The sequence below is a fragment of the Ruegeria sp. BHSC026 genome, from assembly GCF_059613065.1.
The window spans coordinates 1-25,015 of the sequence record NZ_JBXWRV010000011.1 but is presented as its reverse complement, the minus strand read 5'-3'; the positions used below and the strand labels follow the sequence as shown (position 1 = coordinate 25,015).

The window sequence follows — 25,015 nt, the reverse complement described above, 5'->3', positions numbered from 1 at the left end:
TGTCGGTGGCCGGGTTGGCCGCCTCGTACTCGTCCTCACACGGTCTTGCGCCGCTTTGTTTCAGTCCGCTTCCTTCAGGATGCGCCTCCGATCTTGCGGGGGCGGGCCAGTCGGCTGCCCAGCAGATCACCGGTTTCCTCGGCGATCGGATAGGCCACGAAGGCGAGGGCCGCGTTCACCTGCTTGAGCAGGCGCAGTGTTTCTTGATGGATGTTCGTGGTTTCAATGCTGGCCGCCGCGCCGTTCTGCAGACGTTTCAGGTGCCGTTCCTGCAGGTTCTGTTCCTCGATCCGGATCCGGTCCTTCTCGGCCACCAACTGACGAGCGGCCTCGGCGTCGCCGGTTGTCAGAACGCTTAGCGCCAACTGGCCGTTCGTAACGACCTGATCGTGGAAATGTTCGATGTCGGCCAACCCTTCCTTGGAAAAGGTCAACGCTTCGTCGGCCAGTTTTTGCGCCACCGCCACCAGGTTGACCGCGAGCCGGTCGGCGGCCTCTTCCAGGTTGTTGGCCGTGGCCACAATGCCCAGCGATTTCTTTTCCTGCTCCGGCGTCAGGTCGTTTTCGCGCATGCGCGAGATGTAGATCTTGATGGCGAAGTGCATCCGGTCGACGTCGTCCTCGCGCAGCTGGATCACCCGGACTAGTTCCGGATTCCAGTTCCGAAACAGTTGAACCACCGGCACCAGCATGGCCTGCACCGTTTCTGCCATACGCAGCAGCTCGCGCTGTGCGCAGGCCATTGCCAGAGGCGGGTGGTCGAGGGCGCCGGGATCCAGCGCCGAAACGCTTTCGGTGGTTGACGCCGCGTGGCGCGGCAGAAACCTGTCGACCAATGCAACCAGAGGTTCGGTCAGCGGCAGTGCGACCACCAGAAGGATGGCGTTCAGCAGGATATGCAGCAGGACAACCTGCTGGCCCGGCGCAGCAGCGAGCATGTCCATGTTCAGTATCCCGGCCAGCAGCAGTGTCAGGGCAACCAGCGTCAGACCCGCACGTGCCACGAGGTTCGACAGAACCACCAGCCTGGCCGGGCGCTCGTGTCCCCACAGCAGGGCTACCGGAATCACCGCTCCGCCCAGATTGGCCCCGATCACCAGTGCGGCCGCGACCGGGGCGGCGATCAGTCCCGATGCAGTGAAAGTTGCGAACGTCAGTACCGAGGCCAGGCTGGAATGCATCACCCAGGCCAGCAATGCGCCGATCACATAGGCGCTGAGCAGATCGTTCTCAAAATAGGCGGCAATGCTCTGGACGATCGGGTTGGCCCCGATCGACGCGGTGGCCTCGCGGATCATGCCAAGCGACAGCAGCACCAGGGCAAATCCGATCACGATGCGGCCGACCTGTTTGGTCTTGCGGCGCTGCGCCTTCAAGAAGGTGACCACGCCCGCAAGCAAGGCAAAGGGTATCACCGCCTCGACCGGCAGGAACAGAACCTGCGTCATCAAGGCCGAGCCCAACTCGGCCCCCAGAATCAAGGCCAGAGCCGATTGCGCCGCCAACATCCCCGATACGGCGAATCCCGCGCCGATCAGGGCCACCGCAGTCGCGCTTTGCATCAGCATGGCCGTCAGGCTGCCGCCAAGTGCGGCCGACAGCTTGCGTTCGGACAAGGTTTTCAGCCCACGCTTCAGTTCCGGCAGAAAGGCGCGTTCGATGCCCGTTCGGATCAGCCGGACTGACCACAACAGCAGCGCCACCGCCGCCGCGAGATGTGTGGCAAGTACGATCATGTGGAAGTCGCCCGCTTCAGTCTTTGGTGGCGCATTGTTGACCAACCGCGTTTGTATTCTCGAAGTTTGGCAAGTGTCACCACCAATTTGAGGGTTTTGCAACAAAATATTTGCAAAAATGCTGGAAAGCCCACAGTTTTGCCATGTTGACCGGGCCGGAGTTCAAGATGTCAAACACCAAGGCAAAACAGAAAGACGCCAGGAAGGGAAAGGACCGGCTGAAGAAATCAGACCGGCGGCGACAGATCCTGCTCGAGCTGAAATTGCGGCCGCATGTCCGGATCAGCGATCTGGCCCGCAGCTTCAACGTCTCGACCGAGACCGTCCGGCGGGATTTTGACGCCCTCGCCAAGGATGGCCTGCTGGCGCGCGCGCATGGCGGGGCCTCGACCGCGTCGCAAGGCCATTACCCCAGCCTTGACGAGCGTACGGCCGCCCGTGCCGCCGAGCGTACGCGTATCGGGGAAACGGCGGCTGCGCTGGTGCAGGAGGGCGACACGGTAATGATCGACTCCGGGTCAACAACGATTCAACTGGCCCGCGCTCTGGCGTTGCAGGGGCGGTCTTGTACGGTGATAACGAACTCGATTCCGGTCGCCGCAGCGCTGGGTGACAGCGCGGCCGACGTGATCCTCTGTCCGGGGGAATTCCTGCCGGCTGAATCGGCCGTGATCGGCGCCGATACGCTCGAGTATCTCTCGCGGTTCAATGTCGATCGCTGCCTGATCGGCGCGACGGGCCTGACCGACGAGGGGGTGTCGGAGGCGATCAGCGGCTTTGCGGCGATCAAGAGGACGATGCTGCAGCGCGCGGCCAACAGGCACCTGCTGATCGATGCGCAGAAATTCGGCTGCAAGGGTTTGGTCCGCGCCGGCGCGCTGGCCGATTTGGACAGCGTCGTGGTCGATACCGCGCCGACGGGGCCGTTGCGCGCGGCGCTCGACGCTGCAAACGTGGAAATCGTGTTGGCGGACTTTGGCTGAAACCGGCAAGCTCTGGTCCAAGAAGGGCCGCACAGAGCCGCGCCAAACTTCCGTTGTCCAAATTTGCGCCCAGTTCAGTGTGATCGTCGGGGCGATGGCCCCACATATGCCCGATCAAGGCAGTTCCTGGTCATGCCTCGAACGGGTCGTCCGCGTCCAGGACGGCTTGGGTATCCGCCCCAAAGGTCGGAGGTGCCGTTCGATAGGTCACGGGCGTGCGGGACAGCTTCAGCGGGTTTCCGATCAGACTGACGGGGGCGGGGCCGGCCTGCATGTCGATCTGCATCTGCCGCGCGGCCACCTGGTCCGAGGCAAAGACCTGATCCAGCGTCTGAACCGGGCCGACCGGCACTTTCAGCGCCTCGAGGCCATCGATGACGGCCTTGGTGTCCAGCCGCTGCAGCGCGGGCCGCAGTACCGCGTTCAGGGCATCGCGGTGTTCCAGCCGGGCCGGGTTGGTGGCGAACCGCGCATCGTCGGGCAGGTGATCGAGGTTCAGAAAGCCGCAGAAGCGCCGGAACTGGCTGTCATTTCCCACGGCCAGAATGACGTGGCCGTCGGCGGTTTCATAAACATCGTAGGGCACGATGTTGGGGTGCCCATTGCCGCGCCGCTGTGGAACCTGGCCCGAGGTCAGATAATTCACGCCCTCGTTGATCAGCCATGCGATCTGGCTGTCGACCAGTGCGATGTCGATCTGCTGGCCTTCGCCGGTTTGATCCCGGTGGCGCAGCGCCGCCAGAATGCCGACGATCGCGTACATGCCGCACATTACGTCGGCGATGCCCACGCCCACTTTCATCGGGGCTCCGTCCGGTTCGCCCGTCAGCGACATGATCCCGCCATAGCCCTGCGCCATCAGGTCATAGCCAGGCTTGGCCGCGTTCGGGCCGGTCTGGCCGTAGCCCGAGATCGAACAGTAGATCAGCCCCGGAAAGTCGCGCGAGAGGGTTTCATGGTCCAGCCCGTATTTGGCCAGCCCGCCGGGTTTGAAGTTTTCTATGAAGATGTCGGCATGGGAAGCCAGCCGCCGGATCTGTTCCTGCCCCTCTGGCGTGGCGATATCGATGGCGACGGACTTCTTGTTGCGGTTCGCGGCCATGAAATAGGCGCTCAGATCGGTCGGGTTGCCATCCGCATCGGTGACATAGGGCGGCCCCCACTGGCGGGTGTCGTCGCCACCGGTGGCCGGATTTTCCACCTTGATCACGCTAGCGCCTAGATCGCCCAGCAGCTGCGTACAGGTCGGGCCGGCCAGAATGCGCGACAGATCCAGAACCTTGACGCCCTTCAGCGGCCCTTCAGATGCGGCCATCATAGCCTCCGCGGTCGATCTCGGCGGCGATCACGGTGAACGTGTCGGCGGCCATCGCGGCCTTCAGCGCCGCCCGCAGTTCGGCGCGGTTGCGCACGGTGTGGCCGTTGCCGCCGAACGCCCGGCCCATCGCGGCATAGTCATGCCGGTCGAAATCTACGCCCCGGTTGCCCATCTGGCGCTGGCGTTGTTTCAATTCGATCAGTGCCAGGCTGGCATCGACAAAGACCAGAAAGATCGGGTTTCCGCCCATTTCTGCGGCGGTCGACAACTCACCGGCCACCATCAGGAACCCGGCATCGCCGGAAAAACTGATCACCGGTCGGTCTGGTTCGGCCAGTTTCAAGCCGATCGCCATTGGAACGGCGCAACCCATCGTGCACAGCGCCGACGACTGGATCAGGCCGCGCGCTTCGGAGCATCGCCACATCTGGCTAAGGAGGATGCGGTGCGCGCCGCTGTCGGCGGTGGCCAGTGTTTCGGGGGGCAGGGTGTCGCGGGCCTCGGCGATCACGGCGGCGGGGCCCCAGTCGTCATCGGTCGGAAAGGCCGCAGCCAATGCGGCCTTGACCTGCGCCGGTTGGCCTTGGGGCCAAGTCGGTCGTGCAGGGTTGCCCTTGGCGATCGCCTCAAGCGTGGCGCCGGTATCGGCCACCAGGTTCAGCCCCGCCTGGTGCATGTAGTGGTCATTCGCTACGGCCGAGATGTCGATCACGCGTTTCTCGTCCGGGTCCCAGATCTCGCGCCAACCTGGGCGCATCTCGATCGGGTCGTAGCCCAGACACAGGATCAGGTCGGCCTGTTCGACCAGCGGCACAAGGAGCGTGTCGGCCAGGGGCGACAGGCCCGCACCGCCCAGGCACAGCGGGTGATCCTCGGGCACCACGCCCTTGGCCTTGTAGGTCGTGACGAACGGGATGCCGAAATGTTCCAGAAACGCCCGCACAACGCTGCGCGAGTCGTCATACAGCACGTCCAGCCCGATGATCGCCAGCGGACGCTCGGCCTCGGCCACCCAGCGGCGGGCCTTCTCCAGGCATGTCCCCTCGGGCGCGACGCGGGCGGCCCGGGTCAGCCGTCGGCGTTTGGTGACCGACACCCGGGTATCGGCGACGGAAATCGGCACGTCGATATGCACCGGCCCCGGTCGCGGCTGGGTGGCCAGCGACACGGCCTTGTCGGCGATGATGTCGGCGCCCATGGCCGTCAGGGTGAACGTGCCCTTGGTGATCGAGCGATAGACCTGCGCGTGATCCATGACCTGATGGGTATAGGTCAGCGCCTCGTCGGCATCGACGCAGCCGGTCAGCACGATCATCGGCACCCGATCCTGCAGCGCGTTGGCCACGACATTGATGCCGTTCATTGCCCCCGGCCCCAGAGTCGCCACCAGAATCGCTGGCGCGCCGTCGCGGTGGTGCACCGCCTCGGCCATGAAACCAGCGGAGTTTTCGTGCTTGGTCAGGTGAAAGGTGATCCCGGCCTTTTCCAGCGCATCGACCAAGGTCAATACCTCGCCCCCGGGCATGCCGAAAGCGTGGCGGCACCCGGCCTCGTACAGCCGTTTCGCCAGAAGGTCCGCAGCGCGGGGGGACAGGTCCTGCATCGAACAAGCTCCGTAAGTTCCGTTGCGCAGCAGATTGCGGAGGTTCCGGGCCGGCGCAAGCCGCATCACGTCAGTGTGACTAATTGACAGCCATCTCGGCGATGGCGGCGAACTTGGCGTCCAACTCTGCGGCGATCGCGGTCAGGGCGCCGGTGCCATCGGTGTAAGGGGTAAAGACCAGGCTGGGCGTCTTGTAGGACAGCGTAGCGGTTCCGTCCTCGTTTTCCGTGACATACAGGCGGATCGGCGCCTCGATCATCGCGGGCACCGATTGTTCCAGAACCCGCACCGCATAGTCGTTGTTGAAGACGCCGATCACCCGGTTGCCAGGAATGGTGATGCCGCGCGCGGCGGCGGCCTTGGTCGGCCCGGCCTGGGTGACCACGGCCATCCCGTTTGCCTTGACCGCTGCGATCGTGTCGGCCACCAGCGCGTCATGGGCCTTGGCTGTCGGGTAGACGGCCCAACCGGGCCGGGGTTCGATATCGGCCGCCAGCGCGGGAAGCGCCAGCAGGCCGAGGAAAAACAAAAGAGGTTTCATCACGGGCTCTCCAGGTCGTGGGTGGCCCAAGTCTTCCCGAAATCCTGCATGCGTACAGTCACAATATCGTGGGCGGCGGGCTTGCGCCGGGGGTGCGAAACCCGCACAAGCGACAGTGTGAAACGGAAAAGGCAGGCGAGGGGCATGCGTGTTTTGATCTGCAGCAGCTGCGCGGGCGAGCGCGACCAGCCGGCCGAGCGACAGGCCGTATTGGAAGCCCTGCGCGCTGCGGGACTGGACGGGCAGGTCGAGATCGCCGAGCACGCCTGTTTCAGTGGCTGCAATGAACCGACCGTGGTGGCGATTCAGGGGGAAAGCTTGGCGTCTTACGTGTTTTCGGGGATCGATCCGGTTGCCGATGCCGATGACATTGCGGCGACCTGCCGGACCATTCTGAACAGCCCGAATGGCTGGATCGAGGACGCCCGGCCGTGCGGGCGGCTTCGCTTGTGTCTGCGGGCGCGGATCCCTGCGCTTCAGTCCACCTGAACCGTGACCGAGGCGCTGACAGGCACCCCATCCACGGCGAGCGGGCTGTGGCTGTTGGCGTTCAGCGAGACCTCAATGGTGGCTTCTCCCTTGGGCAGGTCCGGAAGGTGCATCCAGTTACCATAAAGCCGCGCTAGCTTGACGCCGTTCACATAGACATGCGCATGGCCTTCGCCAGGCCTGTCCGCCAATGAGGCGTTCTCCGGAGAGAAGTGGAAGTTCTTTGGCACCACATGCAGGTTCCAACCCGCCATCGGGTCAGGGGTGACGGCGATCTCCAGCCCCGGCGCATCCGGTCCGGCGGGCAGGTTGATGGCGGTGCTGTGATCATGGGCCGTGGCCTCGACGTGATGGCCGCCGTGTTGAGCGGGGTCGGTATGGTCGTGACCGTCGAAGGTGACGCCGTTGGCTGCGGCCAGCACGAACCCGGCGCCCCCGCCAAAGACCAGACCGATCGCAAATAGTGCAAGCGAGCGTGTCATCTTGTTTCCTTGAAAAGCAGATGATCCGCCAGTTGGTCGCCGGCGGATCGTGGGATTTCGGGGATCAGGCCGCGGCTTCGACGCGCTTGCCCTCGCTTTGCCAGAAATACCCGGCAAAAGCACCCAGCAGCACCCAGGCCGCAAGACCCACGCCGAAGGCGCGCGCGGCGAACAGGGCCCCGATCTCGGTCGGAACCGGCCCGGTGAACACGTCGGGTTCCGGCGCGCCGATCAGGTGCGGGGCCATCAGCAGCACGGCCGCGACCAGATAGCTGACGATGTTGCCACCAAAGGCGATCAGCCACAGCGCCACCACGGCAGCCGCGACGGTTGCCCACCACCAGATTTGCCGCGCGAACACATCGGCTGCGGCTACGCCCGGAACCTCAGGGGCCAGGGTGAAACCCGGCGCCAGATGAAAGGCGATGAAACCGGCCAGGCCCCACAACACGCCCGTGCGCCCGTCAACCGGGTGGCCCAGCGCCTCGGCCAGCGACATCAGGGCGACCAAAACCAGCGCATAGCCGGTATAGGTCAGCATGGTGAACACCACGCTCAGCCCATCGCGGGGCAAGTCCGAGAACATGCCCGGCAGCTCGGGATGGGCCGACACGGCCTCGGCCCCGAAATGCACCAACTCCCCGGATTCATAGAGTTCAGCGTGTAGCAACACGGGCTGCACGAATAGCAACTGCAGCAGGGCGACGATCAACCCGGCTGCGGCACCAGCGAACAACGCGCTGGTCAGAATGCGGCTGAACATTGGTTCAGTGGCAGGGGAAGCCGGTTGCGTGGCGCACGTCATGGGCGGCGTCATGCAGCGCCGATGCCTGAACGTGACCGGCCACGGTAATAATCCCCAGGCCCAAGGCCGCCGCGAACACTGCCGAAAGCATGCCGGCGCGTACCGTTGATGCGGTTTGCGTTTGTGTCGTCATTTTCTGTCCTCCTGTGCCGCCGCACCCGACGGCCGGTGTTTCATTGTTCGCCTGGCAGGTCTCCTGGCTTGCGGGTCAGCGCCTCTGTTCGCCTTCCCCCCGAACGGATCGGGAGTGGCTGGTTGAACAGGGCTCACCGCTTACAGTCGCGGGGGCGGCTTTGGATTTGACCTGCGCGCAGGCCGCACCAAATTCCCTCTTAGCATCCGGATGTCTCCGGCAGGACCAGACCCGTCCATTTAGACGTGAATGCCGCTATGGCGCAATCGCCATTTGCGACCTTTCGCGTCAAATCCCGCGCTTTTTGAGGACATAGATATCCATGATCCACCCGTGCCGGGCGCGGGCTTCGGTGCGCGTGCGCAGAATCTCGTCGGCCACATCGGCCAGTGGACCCTTGATCAGGATCTGCTCGGGCATACCCACGTAAGCCCCCCACCAGATGTCAAAATCGGCCATGTTCAGCGTCTGGAACGAACACGCGCCATCCAGCATCACCGCAACCGTATGCGCGTCTCTGGGCCAGCCCTCGTCGCGGATGCGCCGGCCGGTGGTGACCAGATAAGGCGCGCCGATCTCGTTGATGGGCATGGCATGGGCCGCCGTCAGCGCCTGCAGCGCCGTGATGCCTGGGATCACGGTGGTGTTTGGCTGCGGGTCCAGCCGCGCCGCGATTCGCAGCGAACTGTCATAGAGCGACGGGTCGCCCCAGATCAGCAGGGCGACGGTGCGTGCCTCGGGGTGCCGAGCCATCGCCTCCTGCCAGCGCAGGGCGATTGCGTCGTGCCATTCATCCACGCCGCGCAGGTAGCCGTCCTGTGACCGGCGCTCGGGGATGTCGAAATAGGCAATTTGGGGCGGTGTGTCGGTGACCTTGCGGATGATTTCCTCGCGCACCCCCGCCAGATCGGCCTTGTTGGCGCCCTTACGCGGGATCAGGATCAGATCGGCGGCGCGGATCGCCTGCGCGCCCTGAAGCGTCACATGATCGGGGTTGCCGGTGCCGATCCCGACCAAGACCAGATCAATCATCGTCGCTCTCCGCCAGCGGACCATAGAGGATCAGCGCCGGCGCGGTACCGATCTCGGAGTTTAGGCGCTCGGCCAGGGCGCCGACGGTGGACCGGTGCAACGATTGCTGAGGCGTCGAAACCGATTCGGCCATTAGCGCAGGGGTGTCCAGCGGAAGCCCATGCGTGTGCAGAACCCGTGCCAGCATGGGAAAGGTGCGCTTGCCCATGAACACCACCGTCGTCGCGCTCGGGTCGGCCAGCGCGGGCAGGTTCAGGTCCTCGGGCAGCTTGCCGCTGACATCGTGGCCGGTGACGAATTGCACCCGCCGCGCGGTCAGGCGCCGGGTCAGCGGGATGCCTGCCGCGGCAGCCGCGGCAATCGCCGAGGGGATGCCCGGAATGATCTCGTATGCGATCCCGGCGGCGCGCAGGGCCACCAGTTCCTCTTCGAGCCGCCCGAACAGGCCGCCATCGCCCGATTTCAGCCGCACGATTCGTTGGCCGGTCTGGGCGTACTCCACCAGTAGGCGGCTGACGTGGTCCTGCTTGGGCGAGGGCCGCCCGGCGCGCTTACCCACGCCCACAAGGTCGGCCTCTTTGCGCGCATGGCTCAGGATCGGCCCGCTGCTGAGATCGTCGAACAGCACCGCGTCGGCCTTTTGTAGCCGGTCCACGGCTTTGAGGGTCAACAACTCTGGGTCGCCGGGACCGGACCCGATGAAGGAAACGAAACCGTTCATGCGCTGGCCTCTGCGATCAGATGGAAGAACGTACCGGTGACATGCCCGCGGAGCGATCCGGTCTGTGGGCCTTCGGCGCCTTCGGCGTCAAAAACCCGTGCCAGGGGCGCATCGGGCTGCTCGACGATCGAAGAATAGTGGAACTCGTGCCCCCGCAGCGCGGTTCCAGCAGAGAATCCGGGCATGTCGGCCAGCAACTCGGCCCGGCGATAGCCCAGGTTGAATTTGCGCTTTTCGTACGAAGTGACCAGGCCCAGCAGCCCGGCCATCCGGTGGCGGGTGCCGTCCTTGTCGATCAGCCCTTGGCCCAAGGCCATGTAGCCGCCGCATTCGCCATGCACGGGCTGCGTTTCGGCATGTTTGCGCAAGCCGGTCAGGAACCGCTCTGCCGCAGCCAGGGTTCCGGCGTGCAGTTCGGGGTACCCGCCGGGCAACCAGACCAGATCGGCATCCGGGGCCGGGGCCTCGTCCGCCAGCGGAGAAAACGGCAGGATCTCGGCCCCGGCCGCTCGCCAGCCTTCCAGAAGATGCGGGTAGGTAAAGGAAAATGCCGCGTCTTGGGCCAGCGCGATCCGTTGCGCCGGAGGGTGCGGCAGCGCGGCCGACGACGGCCCCATCGGGCCCGAGGAGGCCGCCCGCTTGATCGCCTCCAGATCCACATGCGCGCGCAGGAAGGCCGCGTATCCGGCAATCGCGCTTTCCAGATCGGGGTGCTCGACCGCTTGGATCAGGCCCAGATGCCGCTCGGGCAGGGTCAGGTCGCCGCGCCGGGGCAAAACGCCCAGAACCGGCAGGCCCGCGCGCTCCATCCCTAGGCGGGTCAGGCGTTCGTGGCGCTGGCTGGCGCAGCGGTTCAGGATCACGCCAGCAAAGGGCAGGTCGGGGTTGTACATCCGAAACCCCAGCGCCGTGGCCGCAGCCGACTGAGCCTGACCGCCCACATCCAGCACCAGAACCACGGGCCAACCCATGCGCAGCGCGGTTTCGGCGCTGGACCCATGGCCCAGTTCGCCCGGCTTGGCGACGCCATCGAACAGGCCCATCGATCCTTCGGCGACAACGATGTCGGCGCCTTTGGCCTGCGCTGCAATCGCGCCCAGTAATGGCGCGCCCATCGCCCAGCTGTCCAGGTTGAACGAGGCCCGCCCCGCCGCCGCCCGGTGAAAGGCCGGGTCGATGTAGTCCGGCCCGCTCTTGAAGGGTTGCACGGTCAGCCCGTCCTCGGCCAGCGCGCGCAGCAGGCCCAGCATCACCGTGGTCTTGCCCGTCCCCGAGGATGGGGCCGAGATCAGCAGTCCGGGCGGGTTAGTCATCTCCGTGACTCCAGCTCGACCACGGGCTGTCGGCGCTTTGTGGGCGGTAACGGCGGTCATAGGTCTTTGAATACAAACAGCTTTCGTCGAATCCTTCACCGGCCAGCGCCGGCCCGACCAGGATCAGCGCGGTGCGCGAGATGCGCTCGTCCAGCGATTCCTTCAACGTGCCCAGGGTGGCGCGGACGATCCGCTCGTCCGGCCAGCTGGCGCGGTACACCACGGCCACGGGGCAATCGGCGCCATATGCGGGGGTCAGGTCAGCCACTACCTTGTCCAGATTGCCGATCGACAGGTGGATGGCCAGTGTGGCGCCAGTGCGGGCGAAGTTTTCCAGCGTTTCGCCCTCGGGCATGGACGAGGCGCGCCCCGGGGTCCGCGTCAGCACCACCGATTGTGCCAGCCCGGGCAGGGTCAGTTCGGTGCCCAAAGCGGCCGCGGCGGCGGCAAAGGACGGAACGCCGGGGGTCACGCTGACGGGAATGCCCATCTGTTTCAGGCGTCGGATCTGTTCGCCCATCGCCGACCAGACCGACAGGTCGCCCGAATGCAGGCGGGCCACGTCCTGACCGGCGTCATGGGCGGTTTTGATTTCAGCCATGATCTGATCCAGATCCATCGGCGCGGTGTTCATGATGCGCGCGCCTTCGGGGCAGTGCGCCAGGATCTCCTCGGGCACAAGCGACCCGGCATACAGGCACACCGGGCAAGCGGCGATGATGTCGCGTCCGCGCAGGGTCAGAAGGTCGGCGGCGCCCGGTCCGGCGCCGATAAAATGAACGGTCATGTCTGTCCTCCGATGGCGACCGCGCAGGTGGCAAGCCGGTCGTCCGAGATCTGTCGGGGTGAAAGCAGCCGCGCGCCCGGTCCGGCGGCGGCAAGGGCGGAAGCTTCGGCCACGCTGCCGGTGCCATGACTGGCGCGGCTGCGGGGCGAGCAGGTGAGGGTGCGTTGCCCGGCCAGATCGGCCGGGTCCGCGAAATGCAGGGGCAGGGCGCAGGCGGCGGCAAATTCGGCCAGCGCCGGGTGGCCGGCTTTGTCGGCGGCGGTGGCCAGCACGTCCACCGCGTGCCCGGCGGTGGCGCGGTCGAACGCGGCCCGCAGGCTGGCGCAGGTCGCGGTGGACGAAAACCCAAGCCCGGCTACGATCATAGGGTCACGCTCCACTGAACGACCGGATAGGCCGATTTCCAGCCACGCCGGGGGCCGAGGTCGCCCGCCTGCGCCAGCTCGATCCGCAGCAGGTCGCCGCCCAGCTTGGCGTGCCATTGGCTCAGCACTGCTTCGCTTTCCAGTGTCACGGCGTTGGCCACCAGCCGGGTGTCCGAGGGCAGGTTGGCCGCAAGCCAGTCCAGCAGCGCGTCGCTCAGCCCGCCGCCGATGAACACCACGTCAGGCAAGGGTAGGCCGTCCAGCGCGTCAGGCGCCCGGCCATGGATGATCTGCAACCGATCCTGTCCCAGCGCGTCGGCATTGGTGCGGATGCGCGCGGCGCGGTCTGCGCGCGGCTCGATCGTGGTGGCGGTCAGGGACGGGTCGCACATCAGCCACTCGATGCCGATCGAGCCGCTGCCGCCGCCGATGTCCCACAGATGCTCGCCCCGAGCGGGCGCCAGCGCCGACAGGGTCAGCGCGCGCACCGGCCGTTTGGTGATCTGCCCATCGGTTTCGAAGATCTCGTCGGGTTTGCCCGAGGCCAACGGCAGCGCACGCCCGTCGCCCGAAACCTCGAGCGCAACGCAGACCGGATGCTCGAACGAACCCAGCAGGGCTTCGGTCAGGGGCATGCTGCGCGCGCGTTCCCGAGGGCCGCCGAGGGCCTCCATCACGTGCAGGGTCGTATCGTCGAACCCGGTCTCGGTCAGATAGCGGGCCAACTCGGCCACCGCGGCACCGTCGCGCAGCAAGATGATGGCGCGCAGGCCGCGGGACAGATGCGGACGCAGGCGGGTCAGGGGGGCGGCGTGCAGACCGAAGGTGGCAGTGCTTTCTAACGGCCAGCCCAACCGCGCGGCCGCCAGCGAGAAGGTCGACTGCCCCGGCCGTGCCACCCAGTCTTCGGGGGCGAAATTGCGCGCGATCACCGACCCGGAGCCAAACCAGAACGGATCACCCGAGGCCAGCACCACTGTGCGCCGACCCTTCAGCCCCTGCAGGATAGGCAGCCCGTCAGCGAACGGCACAGGCCACGCAATGCGTTCGGCGCCGGTTTCGGGAACCAGTGACAGGTGCCGGGGCGGGCCCATGATGACCTCGGCACGCTCCAACTCTTGACGGCTTGCGGCCGACAGTCCATCCAGTCCATCCTCGCCCAGGCCCAGAATGGTCAGCCACGGAGTTTCAGACATGCCCAACCTCCTGATCCTTGGCGGCACGACCGAGGCCAACGCATTGGCCCGCGCCGTGGCGGATTTGGGTGTGGCGGCAACCTATTCCTATGCGGGCCGGGTCGACAACCCGCGGCCGCAACCGCTGCCCACGCGCGTGGGTGGCTTTGGCGGGCCCGAGGGTCTGGCGCGTCATATCCGCGACACCGGCGTGACCCATGTGATCGACGCGACCCATCCCTTTGCCGCGCAGATGAGCCGCAATGCCATCGCCGCCTGCCAGCAAACGCAGACGCCGCTGGCCGCGCTGACCCGCGCGGAATGGACGGCCGCGCCCGGCGACCGGTGGCAACGCGTGCCCGACATCGCCAGCGCCGTTGCCGCGCTGGCCGGGCCGCCGCGTCGGGTGTTCCTTGCGGTGGGGCGCATGCATCTTGATGATTTCGCGGCGCAGCCCCAGCATCACTATCTTCTGCGGCTGGTCGATGAACCCGGCGCGTTGCCCTTTGCCGATTGCGAGGTCGTCGTGTCGCGCGGGCCGTTCTCCGTTCAGGACGACACGGCGCTGATGCGCTGGCACCGAACCGAACTGGTGGTGTCCAAGAACGCTGGCGGCACCGGGGCCCGCGCCAAGCTGGACGCCGCGCGAGCGTTGGGCATCCCGGTGCTGATGATCGACCGGCCCAGGCTGCCCCGCCGGGTCGAGTTGACAAGCGTGCCGCAGGTTCTGGACTGGCTGGCTCATTCCGGCGTGGACCTTGGAGTATAGACGATGGGGCCGATGGGCCGGTCGATGACGCGGGTCAGCGACGAGCCGACGATCACCACCGTCTGCATGTCGGCCATGTCGGGCGTTGCCTCGGCCAGGGTCGCGATGCGGATCGCCTCGTCTGGGCGCGATACGGCGCGAGCGAACAGGATCAGACGCTCGGGCTCGCATTCCTGCCGTAGGATTTCCAGCGTCTTTACAAAGCCTTCAGGCCGCGACTTCGAGCGGGGATTGTAAAAGGCCATTGCGAAATCGGCCTGCGCGGCCAGCCGCAGGCGTTTCTCGATCACGGCCCAGGGCTTGAGGTTGTCGCTGAGGTTGATGGCGCAGAAATCATGGCCCAGCGGCGCGCCCGCCCGGGCCGCGGCGGCCAGCATGGCGGTGATGCCGGGCAGAACCTCGACAGGGATCTCGTGCCAGGTGTCGGGGCCGTTTTCCAGCGCCTCGAACACGGCGGCAGCCATGGCAAACACGCCCGGGTCGCCCGACGAGACCACGACCACCCGCTTGCCCTCGGCCGCCATGCGCAGCGCGTGCTGCGAGCGGTCGATCTCGACCCGGTTATCGCTGGCGTGCAGGGTCAGGCCCGGCCGTTCAGCCACCCGCGCGACGTAGGGAATATAGCCCACCACATCAGTCGCATCGGCCAAGGCGGCGGTCACCTCGGGGGTCACCAGCGCCTCGTTTCCGGGGCCAAGCCCGGCGATCTTGACCCAGCCGTTCATGGCCGCCGCCCCTGTCCGTGCACGATGATGATCGAGAAATAGGGCGTGACCTCGGTGCAGGCGTCGCTCAGCTTGCGGACGGTCTGGTTGGGCATCTGCGCGTATTCCACGATCCAGGCCCGGTCGAACAGGCCCGCCGTTTTGAGCGCGCGTTTCACCTTGTCGATGTTGCGGCCGATCTTCATAACCACCAGCGCGTCGGTGCGCGCCATTCGGTCGGCCAGAACCTCTTCGGGCAGGGTGCCCATCAGCACCGTCAGGATGTCGTCGCCCCAGGTGATCGGATCACCCGAGGCCGTCCAAGCGCCCGACATGCCGGTGATCGCCGGCACCACCTCGACGGGCACCACGTCGCGCAGGCGGGTGTAGAGATGCATGAACGAGCCATAAAAGAACGGGTCTCCCTCGCACAACACCACCACGTCCTCGCCCTGATCGGCCAGTTCTTTCAAGCGCGCGGTGCAGCGTTCGTAGAACTCGGCCAGAAGCGCGTTGTAGCGCGGATCGGAGACCGGGATCTCGGTTGTGACTGGGTATTCCATGGGAAACTCGACCGCATCGTCGCGGATCATCCCGTTGACGATCTTGCGCGCCTGCCCGCTTCGGCCGGGCTTGCGGAAATAGGCCACGTGTTTCGCGTTGCGCAACAGGCGGTCGGCCCGGACGCTCATCAAATCGGGATCGCCTGGGCCGAGGCCCACGCCATAGATCGTGCCCATGGTCATTCCGCCCGGCTTGCGATGGCGTTGATCGCGGCGACGGTGATGGCGCTGCCGCCCAGACGACCCTTGACGATGCAGCTGGGGACGGGCTGGGCCTCCCACAGCGCGTCCTTGGATTCGACCGCGCCGACAAATCCCACCGGGCAGCCGATGATCGCGGCGGGGCGGGGGCAGTCTGGGTCCTCGAGCATGTTCAGCAGGTGAAACAGCGCCGTGGGCGCGTTGCCGATGGCGACAAGCGCGCCTTCAAGGTGCGGGCGCCACAGTTCCAGCGCGGCGGCGGATCGGGTGTTGCCCATCTTCTCGGCCAGCGGGCGCACGCGCTCGTCCTGCAGCGTGCAGATGATCTGATTGTCGGCGGGCAGGCGAAAGCGGGTGACGCCTTCGGACACCATCCGCGCGTCGCACAGGATCGGCGCGCCGTTCTCCAGCGCCGCGCGCGCGGTGCCCACGAAGCCGGGTGAGAAATGGATGAACTCTTCCAGACCGACCATCCCGGCGGCATGGATCATGCGGACGGCGACCTGCTCTTCGTCGGGGTCGAAACGGGCCAGATCGGCCTCGGCCCGGATCGTGGCGAAGGATTGCTTGTAGATCGCCGCGCCGTCGGTTTCGTATTCATAGGGCATCAGGTCAGGTCCATGGTCTTCAGTGTTTCGGGGTCCAGCCCGCGCTGCAGGGGCTCATCTCCCGCGCGGCCGTGTTTTACAAGATCAAAGCGCCCGTCGCGGCCCACCAGCGTCAGATCGGCTGCGCCCATGCGCGCGCAGCCTTTTGCGCAGCCCGAGACATGCAGGCTGCCGGACACACGCGGGGCCAGCGCGCGGGCGATGGCGCGGGTCTCGGCCTGCGCCTGCGGGCAGAATGGCGCGCCGGGGCAGGCGTCGGTGGCCAACAGGGGGTCGGCGCCGTCGGTCACGAAGGCCGGGGCGGGGGTCGCCGCCCCGCCTTCCAGCAGGAACAACCGCCAGGGCGTGACACGCAGGGCAGCGGCGCCCGAGGCTTCGACCAGCGCGCGCAGGTTGTCGGCGGGCAGTTGCCCGAAGGCCGCGCCGTAGATCGGGCCGATTGCGCTATTGCCGGGTTGCAGCGGGTGGGCCGTGGGTCCGGGGGCGTGGCCCTGCCATTCCTTGGGCAGCTCCTGCGCTGCGATCAGACGGGCCATGCGGCGGGTGTCAGAAGTGAAGCGCTCGGCGAACCACTGGGCCAGTTCGATCACGCAGTCGATCGCCGCGTCCTCGGTCACCAAACGGCCGGTCTCGGCCCCGTCGGCGCGCAGGATCAGGCCCGAAGGTCCCCGCTCCAGCCGAATATCGGCCGAGTCCCCGGCCAGCAGCCGCGCCTGGTCGGTATCCACCGCAAAGCCGAACTTGGCGGGCAGGGCGGGCAGGTCGCCCAGCCGGTCGACCAATGCCTGTGTCAGGCGCGTGGTCAGGTCGCCCGGTTGATACAGCGGCGACACAAGGATGTTGCGCCGGGTCTCAAGCCCCGGTTCAGGATCCAGAAGGTTCAGCGCCGACAGCTCGGCCAGCAGCGCATGATGGTCCGTCTCGGCCACGCCGCGCAGTTGCAGGTTGGCGCGGTTGGTCAGGTCGATGGTCCCGTTGCCGAACCGCAGGGCCAGATCACACAGCCCCAGCGTCTGCGCGGCGCTCAGCCGGGCCAGACGCGGGCGCACCCGTACCACCAACCCGTCGCCGGACATCATCGGGCGATGCGCGCCGGGGCACCAGCCCTGAACGACCGGGGCGCTCATCCCAGCCCCTCCAGATCGGCGCGGATCGAGTTGCGGCGGGTGTTCCACAGCCCGGCCTCGTACAGCGCGCGGAACCGGTCCTGCATGGCTTGATGGGCCTGCGGATTGGCCTGCTGCAGGAACGCGTCCACCTCGGGGTTGCCCAAGGTCGCATCGTGGTAGAGGTCGAACAGATGCGGGGCGACGCTGCCTGACAAATGCGCGAAAGACGCCATGTGGTCGAGCGTTGCCGCGATCTCGGCCGCACCGCGGAAGCCGTGGCGCTGCATCCCGGTGATCCAGTCAGGATTGGCGGCGCGCGCATGGACCACGCGGCTGATTTCCTCGGGCAGAGTGCGGGCGCGGGGTGTTTCAGGGCGCGTATTGTCCAGATGATACAACTGCGCCTGCCCGCCGGTCAGCTTTTTGGCGGCGGCAAAGCCGGCCTCGTGCGTGGCATAGTCGTTTGCCAGCAGCAGGTCGGTTTCGGTCAGGTCCTGCAGGTGCACGAAACTGTCGGCCTGCGCCACGCGCTGGGTGATCCCGTCGGGGTCGTGGGCGATGTGCTCGCCCTCGAAGGCAAAGGCACTGGCGTCCAGCCAGGCCTGACCGGCCTGCGCGCGCGCCTCGTCTGTATAGGTTTCCGACAGGTGGGTCATGTTCAGCCCATAGCTGCCTGGCGCCGGGCCATAGACGCGGGCGGTGGGCGGCTGACCCGCATAGGGGTTCCAGTCGGGCGCCTCGTCGCGTTCCGACAGCGCCCGGACCGCCTGTCCGAACAGGGCCGACAGGGTCGGGAACACGTCGCGGAACAGGCCCGAGACGCGCAGAGTCACGTCCAGCCGGGGGCGCTCCAGATCGGTGATCGGCAGAACCTCGATCCCGCTCACGCGCTCCGACCCCGGATCCCAGACCGGTTTGACGCCCAGCAGGTGCAGCGCCATGGCGAATTCCTCGCCCGCCGTACGCATCGTGGCCGAGCCCCACAGATCGACGATCAGGCCCTTGGGATAGTCGCCTTCCTCCTGCAGGTGGCGGCGCACCAGTTCTTCGGCCAGTTTCACCCCCTGCGCATAGGCCGCGCGGGTCGGGACGGAGCGCGGATCGGTGGTGAACAGGTTGCGGCCCGTGGGCAGCACGTCGGTGCGCCCGCGATAGGGCGAGCCGGACGGCCCGGCCTCGATCCGTTTGCCGGCCAAAGCATCCAGCAGGGCCTGCCGTTCGGCCTGTGCCGACGCGGCAGTGTCGAAATTGCCCGCACTCTGCGGCGCGCGGCCAAAGACATGCAGCCCGTCGCCGAACTGGCTTTCCTTGATGTCACAGACGAAACGGTCGATGCGGGTGATCGCCTCGGCGGTGCTGGTGGCCTGATCCAGCCCCAGATCGGCCTCGAGCCCGATGGCGCGGGCCTCGTCACGGATATCGGCCTGCAGCAGGTCGCGCCGCTTGGGGTCCAGCCCGTCGGCGTTCGAGAACTCGTCCAGCAGCGATTCCAACCGCACCATGCGGTCGGGCGTGCTGCTCTGCTTCATCGGCGGCGGGATGTGGCCCAGCGTGACGGCCCCGATCCGGCGCTTGGCCTGCGCGGCTTCGCCCGGATCGTTCACGATGAACGGGTAGATCACCGGCAGATCGCCGATCAGCGCCTCGGGCCAGCATTCCGCCGAGAGCGCCACCGATTTGCCCGGCAGCCATTCCAACGTTCCGTGTGCGCCGATATGAATCAGCGCATCCGTCCCCAACCCGTGCCTCAGCCACAGGTAAAAGGCCACATATCCGTGCCGGGGCGTGCGCGACAGGTCGTGATATTCGTCGTCCCGCAATTCCGGAGTGCCGCGTTCGGGCTGCAGCGCCACCAGCGCCTTGCCGCGCCGAAGCGCGGTGAAGTGGAATGCCCCATCGGCGCAGGCCGGGTCATCCTCGGGCGCACCCCAGACGGTTTCCAGATCGGCGCGCAACGCTTCTGGCAGTTGCGCAAGTGCGGCGCGGTATGCCGAGACCGGCCATGAAATCCGGGCGTCCAGCAGCGTGTCGGCAATCGGCTGGGCGGGGGCGGTGTCATACCCCGCGCCCTGCAGGTCGGACAGGATCGCCTCGGCCGAGGCCAGCGCGTCCAGCCCCACCGCATGGGCCATCTGCCAGTCCTTGCCGGGATAGGTGGACAGGACCAGCGCGGGTACCTGTTGCGCCTTTGGTTTCTCGGCCAGGTCCACCCAGGCCATCGCCCGGTCGACGATGGCGGCAATCCGGTCGGGCTCGGGGCGGTGGGCGAAGCGGGAGTACTCAAGATGCGGGTCGCGCTTGCCCGGTTCCTTGAACGAGGCGACACCGGCCGAGATGCGCCCGTCCACCTCGGGCAGCACAACATGCATGGCCAGATCGGCAGGCGACAGGCCGCGCTCGGCCTCAGCCCAGGCCTTGCGGCGCGAAGTGGCCAGAGCGACCTGAAACACCGGCACGCCCGCCACGTCCAAGGGCGATGTGCCCGACGCGCCCTTGCCCGAAAACGAGGTGGCATTGATGATGGCCGAGGGCGCCATCGCTGGGATGTTCTCAGCCAGCCATTGCGCCGCCGCAGGCGCTTTGAGCGAGGGTGCGAACAGCCCCACCGCCTGATGACCCCGCGAGCGGACTTCCCGGATCAGGGCCGCTACCGGCGCGGTATCGGCCGAAGTCAGATAGGCGCGGTAGAAGGTCACGATGATGCGCCGGCCTTCGCCCGCGAAGGCGTCCTCGGGTGCGATCACACCGCGATCCGGGCACCACGCTCCGCATTCGGGCAGGGTCTTGGCCCCCATAACCGGCCCGGCATAGAGCCCCGCCGCCAGCGCCATCTGCGCCAGTGCGGCTTGGGCCGCGACCTCGCCACCGGTGTCGCACAGATGCGCCAGTCGCCGCAGGGTCGAGACCGGCAGGGTCGAATAATCGTCCAGCCGCGTATCCTCGCGCCCGTCGGCGGGCAGCACCGCCAGCGCGATGCCCTTGGCCTGCGCCAGCGCCAGCACCTGCTGCAACCCGTAGGACCAGTAGGGCACGCCGCCGATCAGGCGGATCAGGATGCCCTTGGCGCCCTCCAGCGTCTGCTCGACATAGGTATCGACCGACAGCGGATGTTTCAGCGCCGTCAGGTTCGCCAGCCGCAACGAGGGCATCCGCCCCTCGGGCCCGCCGCCGCGATGCCAGCCGGCCGCGAAAGCACCCAGATCGCTATCCGAAAAGGACAACACCACCAGATCCGCCGGGCTCTGGCCCAGATCGGTCGGGGTCTCGGTTTCTTCGAGCCCGTGGCTTTCGCGGAAGACGACGTGCATTGGTGCTTACTCGACGGCCTCGGTGACGCCTGTCAGGATGCCACGGATCGCGGATTCGTCGATGTCGTGATGCTCGGCGATGACCACAAGGCGCGAGCGGCGCTCTTCGTCCGGTTTCCACGGGCGGTCATACTGGTGCCGCACCCGCGCGCCGACCGCCTGGACCAGCAGACGCATCGGCTTGCCCTGAACGGCGGCATAGCCCTTGACCCGCAGGATGTTCAGCTCGTTCGCCAGACGTTCGATATTGGCGACCAACTGCGCCGGGTCGGTCTGTTCGGGCAGTTCGACCACGATGCTTTCGAAATCATCATGTTCGTGGTCGTCATGGCCATCGTGATGCGAGGGGCGGGCGTCCATGTCGTCCTCGGCCGCGGCGCCTAGCCCCAGCACCACGCGCACGTCTACCGCACCTTCGGCCACTTCGACCACGGGCAGGGGGCGGGGCGCCTCGGCGGCGATGATCTCGCGCGCTTTGGCCACGCCTTCGGGGCGGGCCAGGTCGGGCTTGGTCAGCAGGATGATGTCGGCGCACGAGATCTGGTCCTCGAACACCTCGGACAGGGGTGTTTCGTGGTCGATCGAGTCATCGGCCATGCGCTGGGCGTCCACCGCCGCGACATTCGGGGCAAAGCGGCCTGCGGCCACGGCCTCGGCATCGGCCAGGGCGATCACGCCGTCCACGGTGATCTTGGAACGGATATCGGGCCAGTCGAACGCCTTGAGCAGCGGTTTCGGCAAGGCCAGACCGCTGGTTTCGATCAGGATGTGATCAGGGCGCGGGTCCAGCGCCATCAGCGCCTCGATCGTGGGGATGAAGTCATCAGCCACGGTGCAACAGATGCAGCCATTGGCCAGTTCCATGATGTTTTCCGCCGGGCATTCGGGGATGGCGCAGCTCTTCAGGATTTCGCCATCGACACCCACATCGCCGAATTCGTTGACCACCACGGCCAGGCGCTTGCCCTGCGGGTTCTGCATCAGGTGGCGGATCAGCGTGGTCTTGCCCGAGCCGAGAAAGCCGGTGATGACGGTGACGGGAAGTTTTTCGAGGGTGCTCATGCTCAGGCTCCAATCGGGGGAATGCGGGCGGCGCAGTTCTTGCGGAAATGTTCGGGGCGGTCGCGCCATCTCACAAGGCCATCTTCGGTGGCCAAGTACTTGGTGGCGCCTTCGACAATGATCTCGACATGGTCGGATTCGTTCAGGTTCTCGTAGACGAAGGTCCAGCGCGACGGCCCGCCTCGCAGAACGATTGAGCAGCCCTGATCGCAGTTAGACAGGCATTCGACCGGCTTCAGGGTGATGCCTTCGGGCAGGTCGGCTGCGGCCAGCGCCTTGTGCAGCAGCGTGCCGGGGCGCTGGGCGTCATCCTCGATGGGCAGCCCGCGTCGGCAGGTGGTGCAGACCAGCAGCTCGACTGGTGCGGTCTCGGTCACGTCTCTCATCCCCCCTCTATTGGTTGTCGGGGGACGGGGTATGCGCGGGCCACGTTGCCGACATGGGCCCGACACCGGAACACCCCGTCCGGTTTGTCTTCGGGCGTTGGCAGGTCTCCCGGCTTGCGGATGTCAGAGCGGTGCTCTGTCGGATGTCCTGCCTTCCCGGCCTGCGGCCAGTGGCATTTGGGCACCCTCTCCGGTCACGGTCGCGGGGGCGGCTGCGTTTGACGGAAAACCGCTGACGCATTCCCTTTTCATCTGCTTGCACAGACACCAACGCAAGCGACATGCGGCACGGGCAGGGGGGTTGTCAAGCGCGCGGGGCCAAGTGCCTTGCCTCGGATCGAAAAAGCGACTTGCCAGGATCAATCCGCGGCATCGCTGGCCAGGCAGTCGCGCAGCCAGGCCAGGAACAACTGGGCAGGGATGGACGGAGGCGCCGCGCTGACGCTGCGGATCAGGTAATGCGACTGGGCAAAGGGAATCGCCGGCCCCGCAATCCGGATCGGCGCACCCTGGGCGATGGCGTTGCGCGCGAACCGCTCCAGAACGGTGGCGTAGCCCGCGCCGGCCATCACCAGTTGCAGCGCCGTGACGGTCGTATCCGCCGAATGGCGCGCGGGGCGGTCGGGCAGGTCGATGCCCGTGGCCTCGAAGTACCGCGCCCAGTTGTCCTCGTACCCCAGAATGTGGATCAACGGGCCGTTTTGCAGGTCTGGCGACGAGTCCTGCGCCCGGCAGACGGGCACCAGCCGTTCCGAGCACAGTCGGTCCGCCGCAACACCGGGCCAGTCGCCATAGCCCAGCCGGATTTCCACGTCTACATCCGCGGGCGTGGCCGAGTCGTTCCAGATATGCGACACAAGCCGCACCGGGATCTCGGGGTGCTGGGCGCTGAACGCGGGCAGCTCGGCCGCGATCCAGTAGGTCATCGTCGATATCGCCGCCCGGATGGTCAGCGCCTGTCGCGAGGCGGGGCCGAATAGGCTGTTGGTGGACAGCGCGATATCCGACAGCGCCCGGCGCACGGTCAGTGCATACGACTGGCCCAGCTCGGTCAGCGACAGGTGTCGCGCGTTGCGGGCAAAAAGCGGCTGCCCGAGGTCCGCCTCGAGCGAGCGGATATGCAGCGATACCGCCGTCTGGGTCAGGCCCAGTTCTTGCGCGGCAGTGGTGAAATTCAGGTGGCGGGCGGCGGTCTCGAAGCTGCGCAACCACGCCGGATTGGGCAGGCGGTCCATTCAGCACCAAAATAATTTTTGTATAGATAGCTTTATTATTCGTTTCTTTTGTCGATGGGCAACGGAAATACTCGGGCCAACGAAAACGCGCCTGCGGGAGGGCAGAACATGAAGGTCGGGTTCATCGGTTTGGGCAATGTGGGGGGCAAGCTGTCGGGGTCGCTGCTGCGCAACGGTATCGACCTGACGGTGTACGACCTGAACCCCGATCTTGTGGCGGAATTCGCGGCCAAGGGGGCCAAGGCCGGCGAAAGCCCGGCCCAGATGATGCGCGATTGCGATGCGGTCATCACCTGCCTGCCGTCGCCCGCTGCCTCGGACGCGGTGATGCAGCAGATGCTGCCCGAGGTGAGCCACGGCAAGATCTGGATGGAGATGTCCACCACCGATGAGGCCGAGGTCAAACGGCTTGGGGCCATGGTGATCGAACGCGGCGGCGCGGCGGTGGACTGCCCGGTTTCGGGCGGGTGCCACCGGGCGGCCACGGGCAATATCTCGATCTTCGCGGGCTGCGACCGGGCCACGTTCGAGCGGATTCTGCCGTTCCTGACGACGATGGGCCGGCGCATCCTGCATACCGGCGATCTGGGCACTGCCTCGGTTCTGAAGGTGTTGACCAACTATCTGGCCACAGCCAACCTGATCACCTGCGCCGAGGCGCTGGTGACCGCCAAGGCCGCCGGGATGGACCTGAACACCACCTACGAGGCGATCAAGATCTCGTCCGGTACGTCCTTCGTGCATGAGACCGAAAGCCAAGTGATCCTGAACGGCTCGCGCGACATTTCCTTCACCATGGACCTGGTGAAAAAGGATATCGGCCTGTTCCAGGAGGTCGCAGACCGCGCCGGCGTGCCGTTGGAGATGAACCCGTTGATGATCAAGATTTTCGACGACGCCATCGCCCGCTATGGCGCGCGCGAGCTGTCGCCCAACGTCATTCGACGGCTCGAGGATGCAACCGGGCTGAGCATTACCGCGCCCGGTTTTCCGGCCGAGATGCAGGACGATGAACCTGAAGAGCCGGGGTACGAGGTGATTCCGCAAGGCCGAAGCACGGTCTGAACCGACGGTCAGCAAAACGGCGGCCTTCGGGGGGCGTCTTGCTTGAAACCCAAGGTGGCAGTGTCCCCTTGCGCGGCCAAGAACAGTTCGAGCTGGATTTCGACCAATCGGAAGGCAGCGATGCGGAACCAAGTCGGAGCAGTGGAGGCGAGTACCGGAATCGAACCGGTGTACACGGATTTGCAAGAGATCGACATCAAAAATAACCAATGAAATTCAATGTTATGCGCGGGAAAGTTTTCGTTGTGTGCCGTTTTGTGTACAGTTAAGCTTTTCCGCAATTAGTTGATTTTATTTGCTTTTTCAGCTGTCTCGCGCATGACTTTAAAAGCCAGCATGAGGATTAGCATACATGCGAACAATCCACTTACGTCGCCAATGAAATAGCCAATCAGCGTATCTGTGTTGTGGCTAGGGTCAGGACTCATAACCAGTATATGACGAGAGCGGCAAGGGCGATGGCGGACAGGAAGACTTTCGGGCATCTGTCGTAGCGGGTTGCCACCCGCCGCCAATCCTTGA

The 25,015-nt window shown here is 66.1% G+C and carries 25 protein-coding genes, 1 pseudogene and 2 riboswitches; of the genes and pseudogenes, 4 read left to right on the top strand and 22 right to left on the bottom strand.

All coding sequences use genetic code 11. The features are described 5' to 3' along the window. Positions 1-74: 74 nt before the first annotated feature. Positions 75-1,736 (bottom strand): Na/Pi cotransporter family protein, encoded by a 1,662-nt coding sequence (locus AC2FME_RS13595; RefSeq protein WP_496800699.1) that lies wholly within the window; start codon positions 1,734-1,736, stop codon positions 75-77. Positions 1,737-1,903: 167 nt separating this feature from the next. Here AC2FME_RS13595 and AC2FME_RS13590 point away from each other — a divergent pair, with 167 nt between their 5' ends. Further along, complete coding sequence (locus AC2FME_RS13590; RefSeq protein ID WP_496680173.1) at positions 1,904-2,719, top strand: DeoR/GlpR family DNA-binding transcription regulator; 816 nt, start codon at positions 1,904-1,906, stop codon at positions 2,717-2,719. Positions 2,720-2,849: 130 nt separating this feature from the next. On the opposite strand, the gene AC2FME_RS13585 is transcribed toward AC2FME_RS13590, so the two are convergent. From AC2FME_RS13585 to AC2FME_RS13575, 3 genes are all read right to left on the bottom strand, one after another. Further along, entirely contained in the window at positions 2,850-4,034 is a 1,185-nt protein-coding gene (locus AC2FME_RS13585) for a CaiB/BaiF CoA transferase family protein (protein ID WP_496800698.1), read from the bottom strand. Next, entirely contained in the window at positions 4,021-5,640 is a 1,620-nt protein-coding gene (locus tag AC2FME_RS13580; protein WP_496800697.1) for a thiamine pyrophosphate-binding protein, read from the bottom strand. Before AC2FME_RS13580 ends, AC2FME_RS13585 begins: the two co-directional genes overlap by 14 nt. A 79-nt stretch (positions 5,641-5,719) precedes the next feature. Continuing rightward, a complete protein-coding gene (locus AC2FME_RS13575; protein WP_496800696.1) occupies positions 5,720-6,181 on the bottom strand; it encodes a DUF302 domain-containing protein in 462 nt (153 codons plus the stop codon). Between the two features lie 144 nt (positions 6,182-6,325). Here AC2FME_RS13575 and AC2FME_RS13570 point away from each other — a divergent pair, with 144 nt between their 5' ends. Beyond that, positions 6,326-6,670 (top strand): DUF1636 family protein, encoded by a 345-nt coding sequence (locus AC2FME_RS13570; RefSeq protein ID WP_496800695.1) that lies wholly within the window; start codon positions 6,326-6,328, stop codon positions 6,668-6,670. Here AC2FME_RS13570 and AC2FME_RS13565 read toward each other — a convergent pair. From AC2FME_RS13565 to cbiE, 9 genes are all read right to left on the bottom strand, one after another. Next, entirely contained in the window at positions 6,658-7,152 is a 495-nt protein-coding gene (locus AC2FME_RS13565; protein WP_496800694.1) for a hypothetical protein, read from the bottom strand. The two genes, AC2FME_RS13570 and AC2FME_RS13565, sit on opposite strands and share 13 nt — an antisense overlap. 64 nt (positions 7,153-7,216) lie before the next feature. Further along, a complete protein-coding gene (locus AC2FME_RS13560; RefSeq protein ID WP_496800693.1) occupies positions 7,217-7,915 on the bottom strand; it encodes a CbtA family protein in 699 nt (232 codons plus the stop codon). Between the two features lie 4 nt (positions 7,916-7,919). Then, the gene (locus AC2FME_RS13555; RefSeq protein ID WP_496680184.1) at positions 7,920-8,090 is read right to left on the bottom strand and encodes a CbtB domain-containing protein; all 171 of its coding nucleotides are present in this window, start codon (positions 8,088-8,090) and stop codon (positions 7,920-7,922) included. A 36-nt stretch (positions 8,091-8,126) separates the two neighbouring features. Further along, positions 8,127-8,335, bottom strand: a riboswitch (cobalamin riboswitch). Between the two features lie 43 nt (positions 8,336-8,378). Continuing rightward, positions 8,379-9,122 (bottom strand): precorrin-6A synthase (deacetylating), encoded by a 744-nt coding sequence (gene cobF / locus AC2FME_RS13550; protein WP_496800692.1) that lies wholly within the window; start codon positions 9,120-9,122, stop codon positions 8,379-8,381. Next, positions 9,115-9,843, bottom strand: coding sequence for a uroporphyrinogen-III C-methyltransferase (cobA, locus tag AC2FME_RS13545; RefSeq protein WP_496711730.1), 729 nt, complete (start codon positions 9,841-9,843; stop codon positions 9,115-9,117). The genes cobF and cobA overlap by 8 nt, the downstream gene beginning before the upstream one ends. Then, positions 9,840-11,156, bottom strand: coding sequence for a cobyrinic acid a,c-diamide synthase CobB (locus AC2FME_RS13540; protein WP_496800691.1), 1,317 nt, complete (start codon positions 11,154-11,156; stop codon positions 9,840-9,842). Before AC2FME_RS13540 ends, cobA begins: the two co-directional genes overlap by 4 nt. Beyond that, positions 11,149-11,943 carry a precorrin-4 C(11)-methyltransferase gene (cobM, locus tag AC2FME_RS13535; RefSeq protein ID WP_496800690.1) on the bottom strand — a complete coding sequence of 265 codons (795 nt, stop codon included), beginning with the start codon at positions 11,941-11,943 and terminating at the stop codon, positions 11,149-11,151. The genes AC2FME_RS13540 and cobM overlap by 8 nt, the downstream gene beginning before the upstream one ends. Next, positions 11,940-12,308 (bottom strand): cobalamin biosynthesis protein, encoded by a 369-nt coding sequence (locus tag AC2FME_RS13530; protein ID WP_496800689.1) that lies wholly within the window; start codon positions 12,306-12,308, stop codon positions 11,940-11,942. The genes cobM and AC2FME_RS13530 overlap by 4 nt, the downstream gene beginning before the upstream one ends. Next, entirely contained in the window at positions 12,305-13,504 is a 1,200-nt protein-coding gene (gene cbiE / locus AC2FME_RS13525) for a precorrin-6y C5,15-methyltransferase (decarboxylating) subunit CbiE (RefSeq protein ID WP_496800688.1), read from the bottom strand. The genes AC2FME_RS13530 and cbiE overlap by 4 nt, the downstream gene beginning before the upstream one ends. On the opposite strand from cbiE, the gene AC2FME_RS13520 reads away from it, so the two are divergent. Further along, positions 13,503-14,252, top strand: a complete 750-nt coding sequence (locus tag AC2FME_RS13520) for a cobalt-precorrin-6A reductase (protein ID WP_496800687.1) — start codon at positions 13,503-13,505, stop codon at positions 14,250-14,252. The genes cbiE and AC2FME_RS13520 overlap by 2 nt on opposite strands. On the opposite strand, the gene cobJ is transcribed toward AC2FME_RS13520, so the two are convergent. The 8 genes from cobJ to AC2FME_RS13480 form a co-directional block, all read right to left on the bottom strand. Next, the gene (gene cobJ / locus AC2FME_RS13515; RefSeq protein ID WP_496688981.1) at positions 14,225-14,977 is read right to left on the bottom strand and encodes a precorrin-3B C(17)-methyltransferase; all 753 of its coding nucleotides are present in this window, start codon (positions 14,975-14,977) and stop codon (positions 14,225-14,227) included. The two genes, AC2FME_RS13520 and cobJ, sit on opposite strands and share 28 nt — an antisense overlap. Next, positions 14,974-15,702: a precorrin-2 C(20)-methyltransferase gene (locus tag AC2FME_RS13510; protein WP_496800686.1), complete on the bottom strand. Its 729-nt coding sequence runs from the start codon at positions 15,700-15,702 to the stop codon at positions 14,974-14,976. The genes cobJ and AC2FME_RS13510 overlap by 4 nt, the downstream gene beginning before the upstream one ends. Continuing rightward, positions 15,699-16,328 carry a precorrin-8X methylmutase gene (locus tag AC2FME_RS13505; RefSeq protein ID WP_496800685.1) on the bottom strand — a complete coding sequence of 210 codons (630 nt, stop codon included), beginning with the start codon at positions 16,326-16,328 and terminating at the stop codon, positions 15,699-15,701. The genes AC2FME_RS13510 and AC2FME_RS13505 overlap by 4 nt, the downstream gene beginning before the upstream one ends. Beyond that, entirely contained in the window at positions 16,328-17,455 is a 1,128-nt protein-coding gene (gene cobG / locus AC2FME_RS13500) for a precorrin-3B synthase (protein WP_496800684.1), read from the bottom strand. The genes AC2FME_RS13505 and cobG overlap by 1 nt, the downstream gene beginning before the upstream one ends. After that, entirely contained in the window at positions 17,452-20,745 is a 3,294-nt protein-coding gene (gene cobN, locus AC2FME_RS13495) for a cobaltochelatase subunit CobN (protein WP_496800683.1), read from the bottom strand. The genes cobG and cobN overlap by 4 nt, the downstream gene beginning before the upstream one ends. A 6-nt stretch (positions 20,746-20,751) precedes the next feature. Beyond that, positions 20,752-21,807: a cobalamin biosynthesis protein CobW gene (gene cobW / locus AC2FME_RS13490; protein ID WP_496800682.1), complete on the bottom strand. Its 1,056-nt coding sequence runs from the start codon at positions 21,805-21,807 to the stop codon at positions 20,752-20,754. Positions 21,808-21,809: 2 nt separating this feature from the next. After that, positions 21,810-22,193 carry a DUF1636 family protein gene (locus tag AC2FME_RS13485; protein WP_496800681.1) on the bottom strand — a complete coding sequence of 128 codons (384 nt, stop codon included), beginning with the start codon at positions 22,191-22,193 and terminating at the stop codon, positions 21,810-21,812. 82 nt (positions 22,194-22,275) lie between these two features. Beyond that, positions 22,276-22,480, bottom strand: a riboswitch (cobalamin riboswitch). Between the two features lie 72 nt (positions 22,481-22,552). Further along, on the bottom strand, positions 22,553-23,428 hold the full coding sequence (locus AC2FME_RS13480) for a LysR family transcriptional regulator (protein ID WP_496800680.1): 876 nt from the start codon (positions 23,426-23,428) through the stop codon (positions 22,553-22,555). 108 nt (positions 23,429-23,536) lie between these two features. On the opposite strand from AC2FME_RS13480, the gene AC2FME_RS13475 reads away from it, so the two are divergent. Further along, positions 23,537-24,493: an NAD(P)-dependent oxidoreductase gene (locus tag AC2FME_RS13475; RefSeq protein WP_496800679.1), complete on the top strand. Its 957-nt coding sequence runs from the start codon at positions 23,537-23,539 to the stop codon at positions 24,491-24,493. 424 nt (positions 24,494-24,917) lie between these two features. Here AC2FME_RS13475 and AC2FME_RS13470 read toward each other — a convergent pair. Beyond that, positions 24,918-25,015: pseudogene (locus AC2FME_RS13470) on the bottom strand (IS5/IS1182 family transposase); the annotation flags it as partial.